Origin of the sequence: Pseudomonas sp. PB101 (genome assembly GCF_009764265.1) — a bacterium.
Classification (GTDB): Bacteria; Pseudomonadota; Gammaproteobacteria; order Pseudomonadales; family Pseudomonadaceae; genus Aquipseudomonas.
Genome location: NZ_RWIR01000013.1, coordinates 1 through 16,998 on the forward strand (window position 1 = coordinate 1; position 16,998 = coordinate 16,998).

At 58.7% G+C, this 16,998-nt stretch carries 11 protein-coding genes; 5 read left to right on the forward strand and 6 right to left on the reverse strand.

What is annotated here, in order from left to right; translation table 11 throughout:
• Positions 1-151 precede the first annotated feature (151 nt).
• Genes EI969_RS03640 through EI969_RS03650 form a run of 3 tightly spaced genes read left to right on the forward strand, consistent with a single transcriptional unit; the run spans position 152 to position 3,542 of the window.
• A complete protein-coding gene (locus EI969_RS03640) occupies positions 152-1,093 on the forward strand; it encodes a rhodanese-related sulfurtransferase (protein WP_160385975.1) in 942 nt (313 codons plus the stop codon).
• A 3-nt stretch (positions 1,094-1,096) separates the two neighbouring features.
• Positions 1,097-1,732 (forward strand): DsbA family protein, encoded by a 636-nt coding sequence (locus EI969_RS03645; RefSeq protein WP_160385976.1) that lies wholly within the window; start codon positions 1,097-1,099, stop codon positions 1,730-1,732.
• The gene (locus tag EI969_RS03650; RefSeq protein WP_160385977.1) at positions 1,725-3,542 is read left to right on the forward strand and encodes an ABC transporter ATP-binding protein; all 1,818 of its coding nucleotides are present in this window, start codon (positions 1,725-1,727) and stop codon (positions 3,540-3,542) included. Before EI969_RS03645 ends, EI969_RS03650 begins: the two co-directional genes overlap by 8 nt.
• 11 nt (positions 3,543-3,553) lie before the next feature.
• Here the strand turns inward: EI969_RS03650 and EI969_RS03655 are convergent, their stop codons facing one another.
• Complete coding sequence (locus EI969_RS03655) at positions 3,554-8,197, reverse strand: deaminase domain-containing protein (protein WP_160385978.1); 4,644 nt, start codon at positions 8,195-8,197, stop codon at positions 3,554-3,556.
• A 305-nt stretch (positions 8,198-8,502) separates the two neighbouring features.
• On the opposite strand from EI969_RS03655, the gene EI969_RS03660 reads away from it, so the two are divergent.
• Positions 8,503-10,962, forward strand: coding sequence for an EAL domain-containing protein (locus EI969_RS03660; RefSeq protein ID WP_160385979.1), 2,460 nt, complete (start codon positions 8,503-8,505; stop codon positions 10,960-10,962).
• A gap of 76 nt (positions 10,963-11,038) precedes the next feature.
• Positions 11,039-11,800, forward strand: coding sequence for a TenA family transcriptional regulator (locus EI969_RS03665; RefSeq protein ID WP_178120537.1), 762 nt, complete (start codon positions 11,039-11,041; stop codon positions 11,798-11,800).
• A 137-nt stretch (positions 11,801-11,937) separates the two neighbouring features.
• Here EI969_RS03665 and EI969_RS03670 read toward each other — a convergent pair whose 3' ends face one another.
• From EI969_RS03670 to EI969_RS03690, 5 genes are all read right to left on the reverse strand, one after another.
• Positions 11,938-12,864, reverse strand: a complete 927-nt coding sequence (locus EI969_RS03670) for a GGDEF domain-containing protein (RefSeq protein ID WP_160385981.1) — start codon at positions 12,862-12,864, stop codon at positions 11,938-11,940.
• A 378-nt stretch (positions 12,865-13,242) separates the two neighbouring features.
• Positions 13,243-13,983 carry a YciK family oxidoreductase gene (locus tag EI969_RS03675; protein ID WP_160385982.1) on the reverse strand — a complete coding sequence of 247 codons (741 nt, stop codon included), beginning with the start codon at positions 13,981-13,983 and terminating at the stop codon, positions 13,243-13,245.
• A gap of 174 nt (positions 13,984-14,157) precedes the next feature.
• Positions 14,158-14,829, reverse strand: a complete 672-nt coding sequence (mupP, locus tag EI969_RS03680; RefSeq protein ID WP_160385983.1) for an N-acetylmuramic acid 6-phosphate phosphatase MupP — start codon at positions 14,827-14,829, stop codon at positions 14,158-14,160.
• Positions 14,830-14,833: 4 nt separating this feature from the next.
• A complete protein-coding gene (ubiG, locus tag EI969_RS03685) occupies positions 14,834-15,532 on the reverse strand; it encodes a bifunctional 2-polyprenyl-6-hydroxyphenol methylase/3-demethylubiquinol 3-O-methyltransferase UbiG (RefSeq protein WP_160385984.1) in 699 nt (232 codons plus the stop codon).
• 59 nt (positions 15,533-15,591) lie between these two features.
• Positions 15,592-16,926, reverse strand: a complete 1,335-nt coding sequence (locus EI969_RS03690; protein WP_160385985.1) for a TRZ/ATZ family hydrolase — start codon at positions 16,924-16,926, stop codon at positions 15,592-15,594.
• Positions 16,927-16,998 lie beyond the last annotated feature (72 nt).

A 16,998-nucleotide genomic window follows, 5' to 3' on the forward strand; every position in this document is an offset into this window, starting at 1 on the left:
CGGCGATGGCGTCTTTGAAATCGCTATCGCCGGCAAGCCGGCTCCTACAGGGAAGGTTATTTTTGTTAGAATGCAGCGCGCCGCTAACCCGGCGCGTTTTTTTTCGCATCCGGTTCACCCCTTACGAGGGTAGCCACCTGGAGATTTACCCATGACACAACAGATTGTCGTGGCGGCACTGTATAAGTTCGTCACCCTGGAAGATTACGTCGCCCTGCGCGAGCCACTGCTGCAGGCGATGGTCGACAACGGCATCAAAGGCACGCTGCTGATTGCCGAAGAAGGCATCAACGGCACCGTGTCCGGCAGCCGCGAAGGCATCGACGGGCTGATGGCCTGGCTCAAGAACGACCCGCGCATGGACGACATCGACCACAAAGAGTCGTACTGCGACGAACAGCCGTTCTACCGCACCAAAGTCAAACTCAAGAAAGAGATCGTCACCCTCGGCGTGGAAGGCGTGGACCCGAACAAAAAGGTCGGTACCTACGTCGACCCGCAAGACTGGAACGCGCTGATCAGCGATCCTGAAGTGCTGTTGATCGACACCCGTAACGATTACGAAGTCTCGATCGGTACCTTCGAAGGCGCCATCGACCCGAAAACCACCAGTTTTCGCGAATTTCCCGACTACATCAAAGCCAACTTCGACCCGGCCGTGCACAAGAAAGTCGCGATGTTCTGCACCGGCGGCATCCGCTGCGAGAAGGCATCGAGCTACATGCTCAGCGAAGGCTACGGTGAGGTCTACCACCTCAAGGGCGGCATCCTGAAGTACCTCGAAGAGGTGCCGCAGGAAGAAACCAAATGGCAGGGCGACTGCTTCGTGTTCGATAACCGCGTGACGGTGCGTCATGACCTGAGCGAGGGCGACTATGACCAATGTCATGCCTGCCGCACGCCGGTCAGCGTGGAAGACCGCGCGTCCGAGCATTACGTGGCCGGCATCAGTTGCCCGCACTGCTGGGATAAGCTGAGCGAGAAGACCCGTCGCAGTGCCATCGACCGGCAGAAGCAGATCGAACTGGCCAAGGCTCGCAACCAGCCTCACCCGATCGGCTACAACTATAAGCAAGCATCCACCGAGGCCTGAACCATGTCTGCACGCCTGCTCTATGTGATGGACCCGATGTGTTCCTGGTGCTGGGGGTTTGCCCCGGTGGCCAACGCACTGGTCGAGCAGGCGCAGGTTGCAGGTGTGGAGGTGCACTTGATTGTCGGTGGTCTGCGCACCGGCAACGGTGCCGCGCTGGAGCCGACTACCCGGCGCTACATCCTTGAACACTGGCAGGCAGTCACCGAAGCCACCGGTCAGCCCTTCACGCTTGAAGGCGCGCTGCCCGATGGCTTTGTCTACGACACCGAGCCTGCCTGCCGGGCGCTGGTGACGGCGCGCGGACTGGCGCCGGACTGTGCGTGGAAACTGCTGGGGCTGATTCAGCGCGCCTTTTACGTCGAGGGTCGCGATGTCACGCGCGCCAGTGTCCTGGTGGAGTTGGCCGAGCAGGCCGGTCTGCCGCGAATTGAATTCGCCGCGGCGTTCGATCGTGCCGATACGCACGCCGCTACCTCTGCCGATTTCACCTGGGTCCAGGATCTGGGCATTGCCGGCTTCCCGACCTTGCTGGCGGAGCGTAATGGCCAGCTCGCATTGCTGACCAATGGCTATCAGCCTCTGAGCGAGTTGTCGCCGCTGCTCGGCCGCTGGCTGGAGCGCGCTGCCTGTGCTTGACCTGCCCGATGATGTTTCCAACGCTAAACGTGTCGACCGTCTGAGCTGGGCGGAAATCCGCCGCCTGGCCCTGCATCACAAGAAGTCCCTGTGGATCGCCAACGGCGTGGCCGTGCTGGCGACCTTGTGCAGCGTACCGATTCCCTTGCTCCTGCCGTTGCTGGTGGATGAGGTGCTGCTGGGGCACGGTGATGCCGCGCTGAAGATCATGAACCACGCGCTGCCCGAGGGCTGGCAGAAGGCCGCGGGTTACATCGGCCTGATGCTGCTGGTGACCTTGACCCTGCGCTGTGCGGCATTGCTGTTCAACGTGGTGCAGGCGAAATTGTTCGCCGGGTTGGCCAAGGACATCGTCTACCGCATTCGAATACGCCTGATCGAACGGCTCAAGCGTATCTCGCTGGGGGAATACGAAAGCCTGGGCAGCGGCACGGTGACCACGCATCTGGTCACCGACCTGGACACGCTGGACAAGTTCGTCGGTGAAACCCTCAGTCGTTTCCTCGTGGCCATGCTGACCCTGGTCGGCACGGCGGGCATTCTGATGTGGATGCACTGGAAGCTGGCCTTGCTGATTCTGCTGTTCAACCCACTGGTGATCTACGCCACGGTGCAGTTGGGCAAGCGGGTCAAGCACCTGAAGAAACTCGAGAACGACAGCACTTCGCGCTTTACCCAGGCGCTGACCGAAACCCTGGATGCGATCCAGGAAGTTCGCGCCGGCAACCGCCAGGGCTTTTTCCTCGGTCGCTTGGGGCATCGCGCCCGAGACGTACGCGACTATGCGGTGAATTCGCAATGGAAAACCGATGCGTCGAACCGCGCCAGCGGTTTGCTGTTCCAGTTCGGCATCGATATTTTCCGTGCCGCCGCGATGCTCACCGTGCTGTTTTCCGACCTTTCGATCGGCCAGATGCTCGCGGTGTTCAGCTACCTGTGGTTCATGATCGGCCCGGTGGAGCAACTGCTGAACCTGCAATATGCCTACTACGCTGCCGGCGGTGCACTGGCGCGTATCAATGAGCTGCTGTCCCGGGCCGACGAGCCTGAATACCCGGGCGGCGTCGACCCGTTCATCGGTCGCGAGACGGTCGGGCTGGAAGTGCAAGGGTTGAGCTTCGGTTATGGCGATGAACTGGTCCTGAACCAGATGAACCTGTCCATCGCCCCCGGCGAAAAGGTCGCGATCGTCGGTGCCAGCGGCGGTGGCAAGAGCACCCTGGTGCAACTGCTGCTGGGCTTGTACACGCCGTTGGCTGGCACCATTCGCTTCGGCGGTTCGACCCAGCAAGAGATCGGCCTGGAAACCGTGCGGGAGAATGTTGCCGTGGTCCTGCAACATCCGGCGCTGTTCAACGACACCATCCGGGCCAACCTGACCATGGGTCGTGAGCGCAGTGACGACGCGTGCTGGAAGGCACTGGAAATCGCCCAATTGCACAGTACGGTGCGGGACTTGCCCCATGGCCTGGACAGCATCGTCGGGCGCTCCGGTGTGCGTTTGTCCGGCGGACAGCGTCAACGCCTGGCCATCGCCCGGATGGTGCTGGCCGAGCCCAAGGTGGTGATCCTCGACGAAGCCACCTCGGCGCTGGATGCCGCCACCGAATACAACCTGCACCAGGCGCTGGCGCGGTTTCTGAGCAATCGCACCACGCTGATCATTGCCCACCGCCTTTCGGCGGTGAAACAGGCCGACCGGGTGCTGGTGTTCGACGGGGGGCAGATCGCGGAGGATGGCGACCATCAGCAACTGATTGCCGATGGTGGTTTGTACGCCAAGCTTTATGGGCATTTGCAACAGCACTGACCAGCAGGCAATTACTTCCAGATCACGTCCAGTGCATTGGCGTTGCCGTCATGGCCGAATTGCTTCATCACGACCGAGCACGAATCGCACGGTGCCAGGGTGGTGGCGATCGTGATGGAGTCCAGATCCTTGGGGTCCGGGTATTTGCCTCGGATGACACTGATGAGTTTGCTCTCGGTGTCCAGTGAGGTGGGGCGAGACGTGAGCGCAGGGGTGTAGGTTTCAATGTTATCGATGGTGTGCGGGATCGCCTGCAACTTACCCTGGGGCGATACTTCCAGTGCAGTTTTTGGGAAACGCACTTGATGATCGATGTTGAAGTAGGTGGTGCTGCCGACTTTGACCTGATTCGTATGCCTGTTCCTGGAAAATAATGGCAAGAAGCCGGTATCACCCTGGCTGCCGGAAACACTGACGTACACCTCGTGCGCCCCGGCCTTGGTCTTGATTTCCGCGAATGCAATGTTCCTGGGTCTGCGCAGGGCGCGCCCTGTTTTTTTGCTGATAAGGCGTTGCAGTTGCATCATCGTGTCATCGATTTTCAATGCCTTTGCCCCCGCCTGTGTCGATGACTCAACGGTGATGACCTTTTTATCGAACAGGTTGTTGAAAATTTCTGCGGTCGTTTCGCGCGCACTGTCGGGTGCAGTCCTGGACAGCGACCAGGTTGCAGCACCGTCGGAAGAGGACCGAATGATCATTCGTGTGGAGTGATCGAATAAAGCCGCTTCGCCCGGGCTGGTATCAACCTTGAGCCATTTGAGTGTTTCGGGCGGATTGGCGTGGCCGCCGATCGGGATCGCAATTTCATCCATTGCTTTCAATGCCCGCTCTACCGCCACATGACCATGGATTCTGACCATGTTGTTGGCATTCAGGGAGCCGGTGTACACCAGCAGTAACTCGTTTTTCAGTTCGTCGGGAAGGGTGTCGGCTTTCTTGAACATCAGGATGTCATGCACGCTATGTCCAGGTGCGCGCTCGGCGAAGTAAAAGTCCCCGGCGTTCAGCCGCGTGAACACGTAGTGTTTTGAGCTGTCCGCCGCTTCAACAATGATGCTGCCGACGTGGAAGTTATCGACGAGTTCTTCTCCCGGAACGCGGACACTGACCATGACCCGCCCATAAATACCTTTTTGAAATTCCATTGTGCCCTGAAGGGTCGAGTGGGGGCGGATCGCGCTCACTTGCAGTGCAGCTCTGTTGGTAGCCGGGATGTAGGTAATATCCCCGAACCAGGGCGCCCAGCCCTTGGCAGTATCAAAACTGCCGATGTCGGGTGTGGGGGCAGGGTCGCGAAGGACATAGCTGGTTTTACACAGTGCGGCCCCGGGCATGCGACGGATTCTGCAAGGGGCCGACTTGTAGCTGTCCTTCAGGTCCATCAGGTCAGCGCGGCGTAACACATCGTCCTGCAGTCGATAAGGCTGGTCGTCAATGAAGAGCGTCGTCCGGCCATCGACTTCGAGCACTTCGCGCACTCTGCTTTTGTCAGCCAACTCGACGATGACATTGTCTTGGTTTTTTTCCAGGGGGCTGTAGTGGGATCGCCCCAATGACAGCTCACTCGACCGGCTGGCCAGCAAGGGGCCATAGGGCCTGGAGGACAATGGGTCGACCAGATAATGCCGGGCGTTGCCTGAGGACGACAGGTTGCGTATGGCTACATCGTCCACGCCTCTCAGGGACGCTAACTGGTCGCCGTTTACCAGAGGCTTCCAGCCGCCCGCACCCGTGACCTGCGGCAGGCTGCGGGAGAAATGATAGTGACCCGCTCTGCCTGCCAGTTCCCTGGCGCGGAAAATACCCGATCTGCCGATTTTCAGGCCTTTTGATCCCAGTGCCTTGAGCAACGATCCGATGCCATCAAGCGGATTCAGTGCCAGCAAGCTCAAAACCAAAAACTCTTTGGTCAGAGACGTAAATGCCGGAAGCCTGGCGCGTAAGGTGAGTTGGCTGGCGTTGCTGATCAGTTTTGTCGAGCCCGAAGCAAACTTGCCGATCGGTTGTACGAATGACAACAGGTCGATGAACACTCCGAACACGCCATTGATAAGGCGCGTCTTTTCGCCTGAAGCCAAATCTTCGATACTTTTCCAGAACGGCACGAAGATTTTGATAACTTCGAGGATTTTATCTTTCCTGGCTTTTTCGCGTTCAAACGCGGTCTGCCCGGCACATTCCTTGTAGAGCTGTTGGGGGTCTATAAACGGCAACAGGCTGGCAATGAGCTCACTGATTGCCAGGCAACGGGGTGAGGAAAGTGTCAGTGGAGCACTGTTTGCTGCCTGCTCACTGTTGGAGGGTGCGGTGAACGTATCACCCAGTTGTTCGATGATTGCCTCACAGGCCGCTCCTGCTTTGGGTGCGCTCCCGGTCGAATGAGCCTCCCAGTCAAAGGGCAATGTCTGGTTGCGCACCACCGAAACTGAAACGGTCCCTTTGGGCGTCCGCCACTGCTCGATTTTTTTGCTACCGCCGAATTGCTCAGTGTCGGGGTTTTCCACGCGGCGTATTACGCCTGCTCGGGGTAGCAGTTCGTAAGTCCTCGTTTCATTGGCGTAGGTCGCCTGCAAAATCAAGCCATTGCGGGCTCGTAACGGCAGGAGTATTTCAGGCGTTTCGTTTTGGGCTTCTATGCCGCTGGTTTGCTTTCTCAGACTATGGATTTTGAGTTCACCCCATTCAATGGCCTGGCGATCATCGAATGGGAGTGACGCCAGCTGACTGCGAATCAGCGTTTTGTAAGCGGTGGTCTGGCGTTCAAGGTAATCCTGGAAGCGGAGATAGAACATCGATTTGACGTTTGGCAGGGTGCCATATACTGCCGGTATCCCTGGTGCTTTCCAATAAAAGGGCGACGTTACCCTCCGGTCACTGTCGATACTGAAATAATATTGACTGACGGCGCCATCAGTCCGCGTGTAATACCACCGTGTCTGTTCATCGAATTCATTCGAAGCGAGAATGTCGATGAGCGAATAGTGGTCGTACTCCCTGCCGGGGAGGGTCGGAACGCTATTCCATCGGATGCTCTCGCGTTCTTTCCTCGCCAGCTTCCTGTTTTCAGCGACAAAGCGATGTCCAAAGAACTCTTGCGCTACGGTTTTCGCCATCGATAGCCGGTTGGGCGGGGTTTCGTTGATTCGGGTGATGGCAGTGCCGAGCGCTTTGGTGTGTTTGTCCAGCTCCGATAGCGCCAGCTCGATCTCGGGCTCAGTGTGATCCTCATGACGTTTAGACGGGACAATGCCTTGGGTCACTGCCCAGTCCAGTGTCGGCAGCAGCCTTGCCAGGCTTATTTCTTTTAGTTGCTCGTCTGTCGCTCCCTCGACCCGATCGAGGGCCAGGTTAACCAATTGCCGAAAGGTCATTCGGCATAGCGCTGCGGGGTCAGTAGCGTTTATCAGGTTCACGCCATTCAGGAAGTTCACCCAGACAAGGGAAGTCCGGTAGGGGAGGCCGGGTGGGATATCGGCGACCCGGAACTCCAGCGGAAACTGGCACAGATACAGTCGAGCCATGACAATCGCTTCTTTTTCCGACGCGGCCCGTTTTGACGTGAGTAGATGGGTTTCGAATTCGTTTCGAAGGGACTGATAACTTTTGCCCCAGTGCGAACGCGCCTGCCAATCGAAACCGGCGATCTCTTCCGGGTTTCGGCTCGGTGCCTCAAACCAGGTTTGCAATGCATTGGCGATGACCTTGATACGGATGTGCTGCGATGTTTCTTCGCCAGGTGTTCCTCCATACCAGTTCAAGGTCGACAGTAAACGGGTTGCCAGTTTCCCGGCTTCAGGGGTTTGCAGGATCTTTTCAAGATAAACGGCAGGAGTGGCGCGGATTTGTTCAACGGTAGCCGACATGACAATGTCATTGGCCAGATGGGTGAATGGAGAAATGCCGGCCTCGGGTAGAAACGCTCTTATCGTTTCGATCGTTTCCGCACCGATGATCTGCTCTTGCACTTTCTGCATCGTGACAATGGAGGGATCGGATGAAACTGCCTGGAGAGTTTTAAACACTTTGCGATCTTTTTCGCTGGGAGGGCGCTTCAAGTCGACAATGTTGAAGTCGTCTTCCAGTTTCAGACGATAGCTTGAGATTTTTTCCTCAAGGGCATTGATGGCTGCATGGTGTTCGGTCGTGTTGGTCGGGTCCCAGGGGGCTAGACCGTAAAAAGTGGCCATTCTGGGCAGGCTGACAAGGCGGTCGTAGCGGATCTGCCCACCCAGTAACTTGGCGGCCTTTTCGATGCGGGCTTTAAGTTCTGGCCATTTTTCAGATCCGGTCAATGCCAGATCCATCTTGTTCTCGTCATCGTCATTCGACGTCTCGTAGACGTAGGTTCCGTCTTTTGCAGTGACAATCAAGCGGTGAGGGGACACGCTTTTACTTTCACACAGTGCTTGGTACTCGCTGTCTTTCATCAACTCTTGCAAAGCGGTTTGAGCAACTTCATTTTCCTGATCCAGCGCAGAGTGCGTGCGGGGGGCAAGCAGTGTTTGCGCGAATCGAGAGATAGAGCCGACTTCTGCGCGCAGGGAAGACAGCAATAATTCATAGTCATCCAGTTGGTTCTGCTGGATCTGCGCAGTGGTCGGGGCTGAATTTGAAGTTTCAGTTGAACTCTCGGTTAAAGGGGGCGTTTGCATAAGCCTGCTTTTCTCTTTTCGTTGCGTCGGTTGGCCTTCGCTCGATTGAACGAGCGTTGGCGTTTTGCCACCGATTACAACGGTTCATGGCAGAGGCTGTGCGGTACATAGTTAATGCAGCGTTTTTTAACCAGCCGACTTCTGTACAAGGTCTGTGTGCGGGGCGGTACGGCGCTGGCGTTGCTTAAGGAACGCTACTCACGGAGGGCGGCAGTTCATACTTGCCGGGATCACGAACGCCCCCTAGTCTAGCTGTAGCGATTTCGTCCGGAAGACGAGCAAGCAGTGCTAATGCAAGGGACCTCATGAATCAAACGCGGACTCTCGGAACGCCACGGTTGTTGGGCATCGTCTGGCCATTTATCGCCGTTGTGTTGTTTCAAGCCTTGCTGGGCGGCGTTAGCCTTTACGTGCTGTCGGCGGTTCGCGGCTATGTAGCCGGTGAAAGCCTCTGGTCCAAGGGCCAGAAAGACGCCATCTATTACCTCAATCTCTATGCCGACAGCGGCGACGAAGGGATTTTTCACAAGTACCAGAACGCCATTTCCGTGCCTCAGGGCGGTCATGAATTGCGTGTGGCGCTGGATCAGCAACCGCCGAACATCGAAGCGGCGCGCGTGGCAATTCTCAAGGGGGGCAACCACCCCGACGACGTTTCCAGCCTGATCTGGCTGTACCTCAATTTTCGTCACTTCAGTTACCTCGAAAAAGCCATCGACCTGTGGATCGTGGGCGATGCCTATCTGGCCAAGCTCGATGACGTTGCCAGGGACATGCATCAGCACCTCTCCGCCAGCCCGGCTTCGAAAGCGGATGTACAGCGCTGGAAGGAGCAGATTTTCGCGATCAACGATGAAGTGACGCCGGCTGCGAAGGCGTTCAGCGATGCTCTGGGGGAAGGATCGCGGGTCATTCTTCGTCTGTTGCTGCTGACCAACCTTGCCACTGCGCTGGGATTGATTGCCCTGGCGCTGATGCGCACGCATAAACTGCTCAAGCAGCGCCATGCCTTCGCCGATGCGCTGCAAGTGGAGAAGGAACGGGCGCAGATCACCCTGCAGTCGATTGGCGACGGCGTGATCACCACGGATGTTTCCGGTGCGATTGCCTACATGAATCCCGCGGCCGAGGCGCTGACCCACTGGAAGGCCGAACAGGCGAGCGGCTTGCCGCTGGCGGCGCTGTTCAACTTGCTGGACGAAAACGCCCAGACCGATGAGTTCACCCTGATCGAGCATATTCTCAGCGGCCAGCTCAGTGGCGGCAGTGAGCACTCCAAGCTGATTCAGCGACTCGATGGCAGCACGGTCTCGGTCACGCTGGTGGGCGCGCCAATCCGCAACGCCGGCAAAGTCAGCGGGACAGTGCTGGTACTGCATGACATGACCCAGGAGCGGCAATACATCGCCAACCTGTCGTGGCAGGCGACCCACGATGCCCTGACCGGCCTGGCCAACCGCCGGGAATTCGAATATCGCCTGGAACAGGCGCTGCATAACCTGACCCGTCATTCGGGGCGCCATGCCCTGATGTTCCTCGACCTGGATCAGTTCAAGCTGGTCAACGATACCTGCGGCCACGCGGCGGGCGACGAGCTGTTGCGGCACATCTGTGCCTTGTTGCAATCGGGTCTGCGCGAAGGCGATACCCTGGCCCGCCTTGGCGGCGACGAGTTCGGCATCCTGCTGGAAAACTGTTCACCCGAAGCCGCGGAGAAAATTGCCGAAAGCCTGCGCCAGACTGTGCAGAATCTGCATTTTGTCTGGAAGGGCCGGCCTTTTGTAACCACCGTCAGCATCGGTTTGGTCCATGTCGCGCAGAACCCGACGACGCTCGAAGCCTCGCTGCGCACGGCCGACATGGCCTGCTACATGGCCAAGGAAAAGGGTCGTAACCGGGTGCAGGTCTATCATCCGGATGACTCGGAGTTGTCCCTGCGCTTTGGCGAAATGGCCTGGGTGCAGCGTTTGCACATGGCGTTGGAGGAAGACCGCTTTTGCCTGTACGCCCAGGAAATAGCCCCCTTGGGTCATGTCGACGAGGATGGCGGGCACATTGAAATTCTGCTGCGATTGCACGATGAAGCCGGGCGGATGATCTTGCCCGACAGTTTCATTCCGGCTGCCGAGCGTTATGGCCTGATGAGTTCGCTTGATCGTTGGGTGGTGCAGAACGTGTTCAAGGTCATTGCCCAGTGCCGGGCCGAGCAGGGCCGGGGGCCGCTGGCGATGTGTGCGATAAATCTGTCAGGCACGACCATCGGCGATGAAGCGTTTCTGGATTTCCTGCGCGAACAATTTGTGAAGTATTCGATTCCGCCTGAAATGATTTGTTTTGAAATTACTGAGACCAGTGCTATTTCAAATCTTCGCAGCGCTATTCGATTCATCAATGAACTCAAAGGCTTAGGATGCCATTTTTCACTTGACGACTTTTGTGCCGGAATGTCCTCGTTCGCGTACCTGAAACATTTGCCTGTAGACTTCCTGAAGATCGACGGGAGTTTCGTAAAGGATATGCTGGACGACCCGATTAACCGCGCCATGGTCGAAGTGATCAATCACATCGGCCATGTCATGGGTAAGCGCACGATTGCCGAGTTTGTCGAAACGCCCCAGATCGAGCAGGCATTGCTGGAGATCGGGGTGGATTACGCTCAAGGGTATGTGATTGAACGCCCGCATCTGTTTACCTGCGATAGCTTGCTCAGTCGTCCCGCCAGGCCCCGACCGCTGTTGTTCAAGGCGCCTGGCACGTTCCGTTGAGATTCCTGCCGGTCTTACAATCACAATCAAAAGGAGCTCGACAGTGATCGATACATTCAACAGAACCGGACCGCTCATGGAAGCTGCAAGTTACCCTGCCTGGGCCCAGCGCCTGATCCAGGATTGCAGCGAGAGCAAGCGCCGGGTTGTCGAACACGAACTGTACCAACGCATGCGAGACAACAAGCTCAGTGCGAAGACCATGCGCCAGTACCTGATCGGTGGCTGGCCGGTGGTCGAACAGTTCGCGTTGTACATGGCACAAAACCTGACCAAGACCCGCTTTGCCCGCCACCCCGGCGAAGACATGGCCCGTCGCTGGCTGATGCGCAACATTCGCGTCGAATTGAACCACGCCGATTACTGGGTGCACTGGAGCCGCGCGCACGGTGTCAGCCTGGAAGATCTGCAGGCGCAGCAGGTGGCACCGGAGCTTCACGCCTTGAGCCATTGGTGCTGGCATACCAGTTCGGCCGACTCGCTGATCGTTGCGATCGCCGCCACCAATTACGCCATCGAAGGCGCGACCGGTGAGTGGTCTGCGGTCGTTTGTTCCAACGGCATCTATGCCGCCTCGTTCCCCGAGGAAGAGCGCAAACGGGCGATGAAGTGGCTGAAGATGCATGCCCAGTATGACGATGCCCATCCCTGGGAAGCCCTGGAAATCATCTGCACATTGGCGGGCACCAACCCGAGCAAATCCCTGCAGGTGGAGTTGCGCCAGGCTGTGTGCAAGAGCTACGACTACATGTACCTGTTTCTCGAGCGTTGCATGCAATTGGAGCACGCCGAGCGGGCGCCGGTCGTTCGTGAGCGGATGGCATTGGCCGAAAGCTGATCCAGTCGCTGTTTGAAAAACAACTGTGGGAGCGAGCCTGCTCGCGAATACGGACTGTCAGTCAACATCATCGTTGAAAGTCAGATCCCTTTCGCGAGCAGGCTCGCTCCCACATTGTTTGTGTCGCGGTTAAGAACTTAGCCCGCCATCTCCAGCCGGTTACGACCTTCGCGCTTGGCCACATACAGCGCGCTGTCTGCCCGGCGCAACAGGCTGTCGGCAGATTCGCCCGGCAACAGGGTCGAACAGCCGAGGCTGACCGTCAGCAGGATCGTATGGTCATCGGCCGGGTACTCTTCGGATTGCGCTGCAAACCGCAGCCGCTCACCGACCATGGCCGCGGCTTCGCGGCTGGTGTTGGACAGCAGGATCAGGAACTCTTCGCCGCCATAGCGGAACACCATGTCGACATTGCGCAGCTGGTTCTTGATCGAGGCGGCAACCGCCTTGAGTACGTCATCGCCAGTGCTGTGGCCATGGGTGTCATTGACTTGCTTGAAATGATCGATGTCCAGCATCAGCACCGACAGCGGTTGCAGATGGCGCCGGGACAGCTCGATTTCCCTTTGCAGCGTCTGGTCCATGGCGATGCGGTTGCCGGTGCCCGTCAACGGGTCGCGCAGTGCGCTTTGGGTGGCGTTACGGTAAAGCAGCGCGTTGCGCATCGGGAACAGCAACGCGGCCAGCAATGATTCGAGATTGCCCTGTTCCTGTTCGCTGAACCGCTGATTGCGGCGGAAGATCAGCTCACCCAGGTGTTCGCCTTCGTGGCTGAGGCTGTAGCTGATGGAGTGGTGGCCGCGCTGGCCGAACTCAAGGCGCAGATCACTGCTCTTGTGCAGGTAGCACAAGGCGTCCAGCGGCACCAATCGTTGAATCTCGCGATAGAACGTTCCAAGAATGCGTTGCGGTTCCAGACTGGTTTGCAGCTGCAGGCTCAGTTGCTGGCGCAATTGCGCAAGGCCCAGAGGCCTTTCCAGAAGAGGCGGCTGCTGACCAAAGCCCAGGCGTTGCAATTTGGCGCTGTCGAAGTCAATTGCGTTGGTCTGGGAAGGTGGTTTCATTAGGCGTGCGCCCCTAAGCAGTAAGGCTTGTCTTACAAGCAGGGTGAGAGCGGCTTAGGGCTGCGCGTCGTACTGATCCGTCAGTCCCGTAGGACATTTCGTACAAGTCTAATCTGCTTTATGGAAGATGAGTAATCTCTGCCACTCAAGCTTCGCCCCGTCTGCATTCACGTTGCTTGTCTGAGCAAACTTAGAGCGAAAGTCGTGCCATTCGGTTCATCCGAATAAATTGTTTATTAAATCAATAGGTTGTCGTTGGTTGGCAACCTGTCGAGCGTTGCCAGTGACGTTCGATTGACGGGTTGCTGCCTGAAGTCGAGACCTTTCGAGTGCCGCGCCGGGAACCCGGCGCGGCAGCAAAAAAGCGACGTACGGTCGTTATTGGGCGTCAAACGCCTGACCATTGATACCGGTGCTGTCCGGGCCCATCAGGTAGAGGTAGACCGGCATGATCTCCTCCGGCGTCGGGTTGTTCAGCGGGTTTTCACCTGGATAAGCCTGGGCGCGCATGCTGGTGCGGGTAGCGCCAGGGTTGATGCTGTTGGAGCGTACCGGGGCCACGGTATCGACTTCGTCAGCCAGGGTTTGCATCAGGCCTTCGGTGGCGAATTTGGAGACGCCGTAAGCGCCCCAGTACGCGCGCCCCTTGCGGCCGACGCTGCTGGACGTGAACACCACCGAGGCATCCTGCGACAGTTTGAGCAGCGGCAGCAGGGTGCTGGTCAACATGAACATGGCATTGACGTTGACTTGCATGACCCGCATGAAGTTTTCGCCGGAAAGCTGCTCGATCGGTGTGCGCGGGCCGATGATCGAGGCGTTGTGCAGCAGGCCGTCGAGATGCCCGAATTCGGTTTCGATCATCGCCGCCAGCTCATCGTATTGATGGGGCAGGGCGGTTTCGAGATTGAACGGGATCACCGCCGGTTGTGGATGGCCCGCAGCTTCGATTTCGTCGTAGACCTGGCTCAGGTTGGCTTCGGTCTTGCCCAGCAGCAGCACGGTTGCGCCGTGGGCTGCGTAGGTTTTTGCCGCAGCGGCGCCGATGCCGCGTCCTGCGCCGGTGACCAGAATGACCCGATCCTTGAGCAGTTCGGGGCGGGCGGAATAATCAAACATAAAAAACCTCACAAACAGAAGACAGATCGCGGCGCGGCCATTCGCGGGCAAGCCCGCTCCCACAAGGATCGAGGGTGTACATGAATGTTGTATCACCAGCCGAAACCTGTGGGAGCGGGCTTGCCCGCGAAGGCGTCAGCACCGACACCCAAATTCAGAATTCAATGCCGTGCCTCAGCAGCTGCAAAGCGCGCTATCGAGCACCTTGCGCAACTCCAGCGGATGATCGACCACCACATCCGCACCCCAGTGCCGCGGGTTGTCATCCGGGTGGATGTAGCCGAAGGTCACCGCGGCAGTCTTGGTGCCGGCATCACGTCCCGATTCGATGTCGCGCAGGTCATCGCCGACGAACAGCACGCTGGCCGGGTTGAGGTCGAGCATCTTGCAGGCCAGGATCAGCGGCTCCGGATCCGGTTTGCTGTTTTTCACGTGGTCCGGGCAGATCAGCAACGCCGAACGCTCGGCCAGCCCCAGCTGTTGCATGATTGGCTCGGCGAAGCGCAGCGGCTTGTTGGTCACAACACCCCAGACCAGGTTGGCTTTCTCGATGTCGGCGAGCAGTTCAGCCATGCCGTCGAACAGCTTGCTGTGCACCGCGCAGCCCACGAGGTAGCGCTCCAGGAACTCCAGGCGCAGCTCCTCGAAGCCCGGCGACTCCGGGTCCATCGAGAACGTCACGGCAACCATTGCCCGGGCGCCGCCGGAGATCTCATCGCGGATGTGCTTGTCGTTCATCGGTGGCAAACCGCGGTCGGCACGCATCGCCTGACAGATCGCGATGAAGTCCGGCGCGGTGTCGAGCAGGGTGCCGTCCATGTCGAAAAGAACTGCTCTGATAGGCATCGGCTTACTCCTCGCGCAGGGTCTGGATCATGTAGTTGACGTCCACGTCGGAGGCCAGTTTGTAGTGCTTGGTCAGCGGGTTGTAGGTCAGGCCGATGATGTCTTTGACGGTCAGGCCGGCCATGCGGCTCCAGGCGCCGAGTTCGGAAGGGCGGATGAATTTCTTGAAGTCGTGGGTGCCGCGCGGCAGCAGCTTCATGATGTATTCGGCGCCGACGATGGCGAACAGGTACGCCTTGGGATTGCGGTTGATGGTGGAGAGGAACACCTGGCCGCCGGGCTTGACCATGCGGAAGCAGGCGCGGATGACCGACGACGGGTCCGGCACGTGCTCAAGCATCTCGAGGCAGGTGACCACGTCGAACTGCTCGGGCATTTCCTCGGCCAGGGCTTCGGCGGTGATCTGCCGGTATTCGACGTTGACGCCCGACTCCAGCTGATGCAACTGGGCAACCGCCAGCGGCGCTTCGCCCATGTCGATACCCATGACGGTCGCGCCGCGCTGGGCCATGGCTTCGCTGAGGATGCCGCCGCCGCAACCGACGTCGAGGACCTTTTTGCCGGCCAGATTGACGCGTTCGTCAATCCAGTTGACCCGCAGCGGGTTGATGTCGTGCAGCGGTTTGAATTCGCTTTCGCGGTCCCACCAGCGATGGGCCAGGGCCTCGAATTTGGCGATTTCGGCGTAGTCGACGTTGCTCATGGTTTAAGTCCTCGAAAAACTTGAAAAATCCTGTTGCCCCGGGTTGCGGTCCGGGGGGCTTACGATTCGGTACGGCCACTGATGCGCTGACCCCAGGCCTTGGCGACAGTGGCAAGCTGCTGTTCATCAAGACGTGTCAGGCGACGGTCGTCGAGCAACTGCTTGCCCGCGACCCAAAGGTGTTTCACGCAGTCGCGACCGGTGGCATATATAAGTTGCGAAACCGGGTCGTAGACCGGTTGCTGGGCCAGGCCGGAGAGGTCGAAAGCCACCATGTCCGCGGCCTTGCCGATTTCCAGCGAGCCGGTTTCAGCCTCGATGCCCAGTGCCCGGGCACCGTTGAGGGTGGCCATGCGCAAGGCGCGATGGGCATCCAGCGCGGTGGCCGAACCGGCGACAGCCTTGGCCAGCAGGGCTGCGGTGCGGGTTTCACCGAGCAGGTCGAGATCGTTGTTGCTGGCCGCGCCATCGGTGCCGACCGCGACATTGACCCCGGCCTGCCACAAACGCTCGACCGGGCAGAATCCGCTGGCCAGCTTCAGGTTCGACTCCGGGCAATGAATCACATTGCTGTTGCTTTCTACCAGCAGGGCCAGGTCTTCTTCGCTGATCTGGGTCATGTGAACCGCCTGGAAGCGCGGCCCCAGCAAGCCCAGGCGCGCCAGGCGGGCCAGCGGGCGCTCGCCGCGCTGTTCGAGCGATTGCTGCACTTCGAAGGCGGTTTCATGCACATGCATGTGGATCGAGGCGTCCAGCTCCTCGGCGATCACCCGGATTTTTTCCAGGTTTTCGTCGCCCACGGTGTAGGGTGCATGGGGGCCGAAGGTGATTTTGATACGCTCGTGGTGCTTGAGATCGCCAAACAGTTCAACGCCCTGACGAATGGCGTCGTCCGCCGTGGCGGCTCCCGGGATAGGGAAGTCGAGGATCGGAATCGCGATCTGCGCGCGAATGCCGCTGTTGTGCACGCGCTCGCTGGCAACCTTCGGGAAGAAGTACATGTCGGAAAAACAGGTGATACCGCCCTTGATTTGCTCGGCGATCGCAAGGTCGGTGCCGTCGCGCACGAAGTCCTCGTCGACCCACTTGGCTTCGGCGGGCCAGATGTGATTTTCCAGCCAGGTCATCAATGGCAGGTCGTCTGCCAGGCCGCGGAACAGTGTCATCGCCGCGTGCCCGTGGGCATTGATCAGGCCGGGGCTGAGCAGCATGTCGGGCAGTTCGCGGGTTTCGGTTGCGTTAAGCTTCAGCGCGGCGGAACGTGGGCCGATAAACACGATGCGTCCATCCCGGATGCCCACGCCATGTTCCTTGAGGACAACACCGGCGGGTTCGACGGGTACCAGCCAGGTCGGCAGCAATAACAGGTCGAGCGCAGCGGCAGTGTTCGGCATCGCGGGTGGGTTCCAGTGCTTTTGTAAAGGATGGCGAAGTATACCCGAGCGTCTTCGCGGGGGGATCGCTAT

Bases quoted from the DNA above. Each gene is read 5' to 3' on its own strand.
- EI969_RS03655 (WP_160385978.1), bottom strand. From the start codon at position 8,197: ATGCAAACGCCCCCTTTAACCGAGAGTTCAACTGAAACTTCAAATTCA.
- EI969_RS03660 (WP_160385979.1), top strand. From the start codon at position 8,503: ATGAATCAAACGCGGACTCTCGGAACGCCACGGTTGTTGGGCATCGTC.
- EI969_RS03675 (WP_160385982.1), bottom strand. From the start codon at position 13,983: ATGTTTGATTATTCCGCCCGCCCCGAACTGCTCAAGGATCGGGTCATT.
- EI969_RS03665 (WP_178120537.1), top strand. From the start codon at position 11,039: ATGGAAGCTGCAAGTTACCCTGCCTGGGCCCAGCGCCTGATCCAGGAT.
- EI969_RS03690 (WP_160385985.1), bottom strand. From the start codon at position 16,926: ATGCCGAACACTGCCGCTGCGCTCGACCTGTTATTGCTGCCGACCTGG.
- EI969_RS03645 (WP_160385976.1), top strand. From the start codon at position 1,097: ATGTCTGCACGCCTGCTCTATGTGATGGACCCGATGTGTTCCTGGTGC.
- EI969_RS03670 (WP_160385981.1), bottom strand. From the start codon at position 12,864: ATGAAACCACCTTCCCAGACCAACGCAATTGACTTCGACAGCGCCAAA.
- mupP (WP_160385983.1), bottom strand. From the start codon at position 14,829: ATGCCTATCAGAGCAGTTCTTTTCGACATGGACGGCACCCTGCTCGAC.
- ubiG (WP_160385984.1), bottom strand. From the start codon at position 15,532: ATGAGCAACGTCGACTACGCCGAAATCGCCAAATTCGAGGCCCTGGCC.
- EI969_RS03640 (WP_160385975.1), top strand. From the start codon at position 152: ATGACACAACAGATTGTCGTGGCGGCACTGTATAAGTTCGTCACCCTG.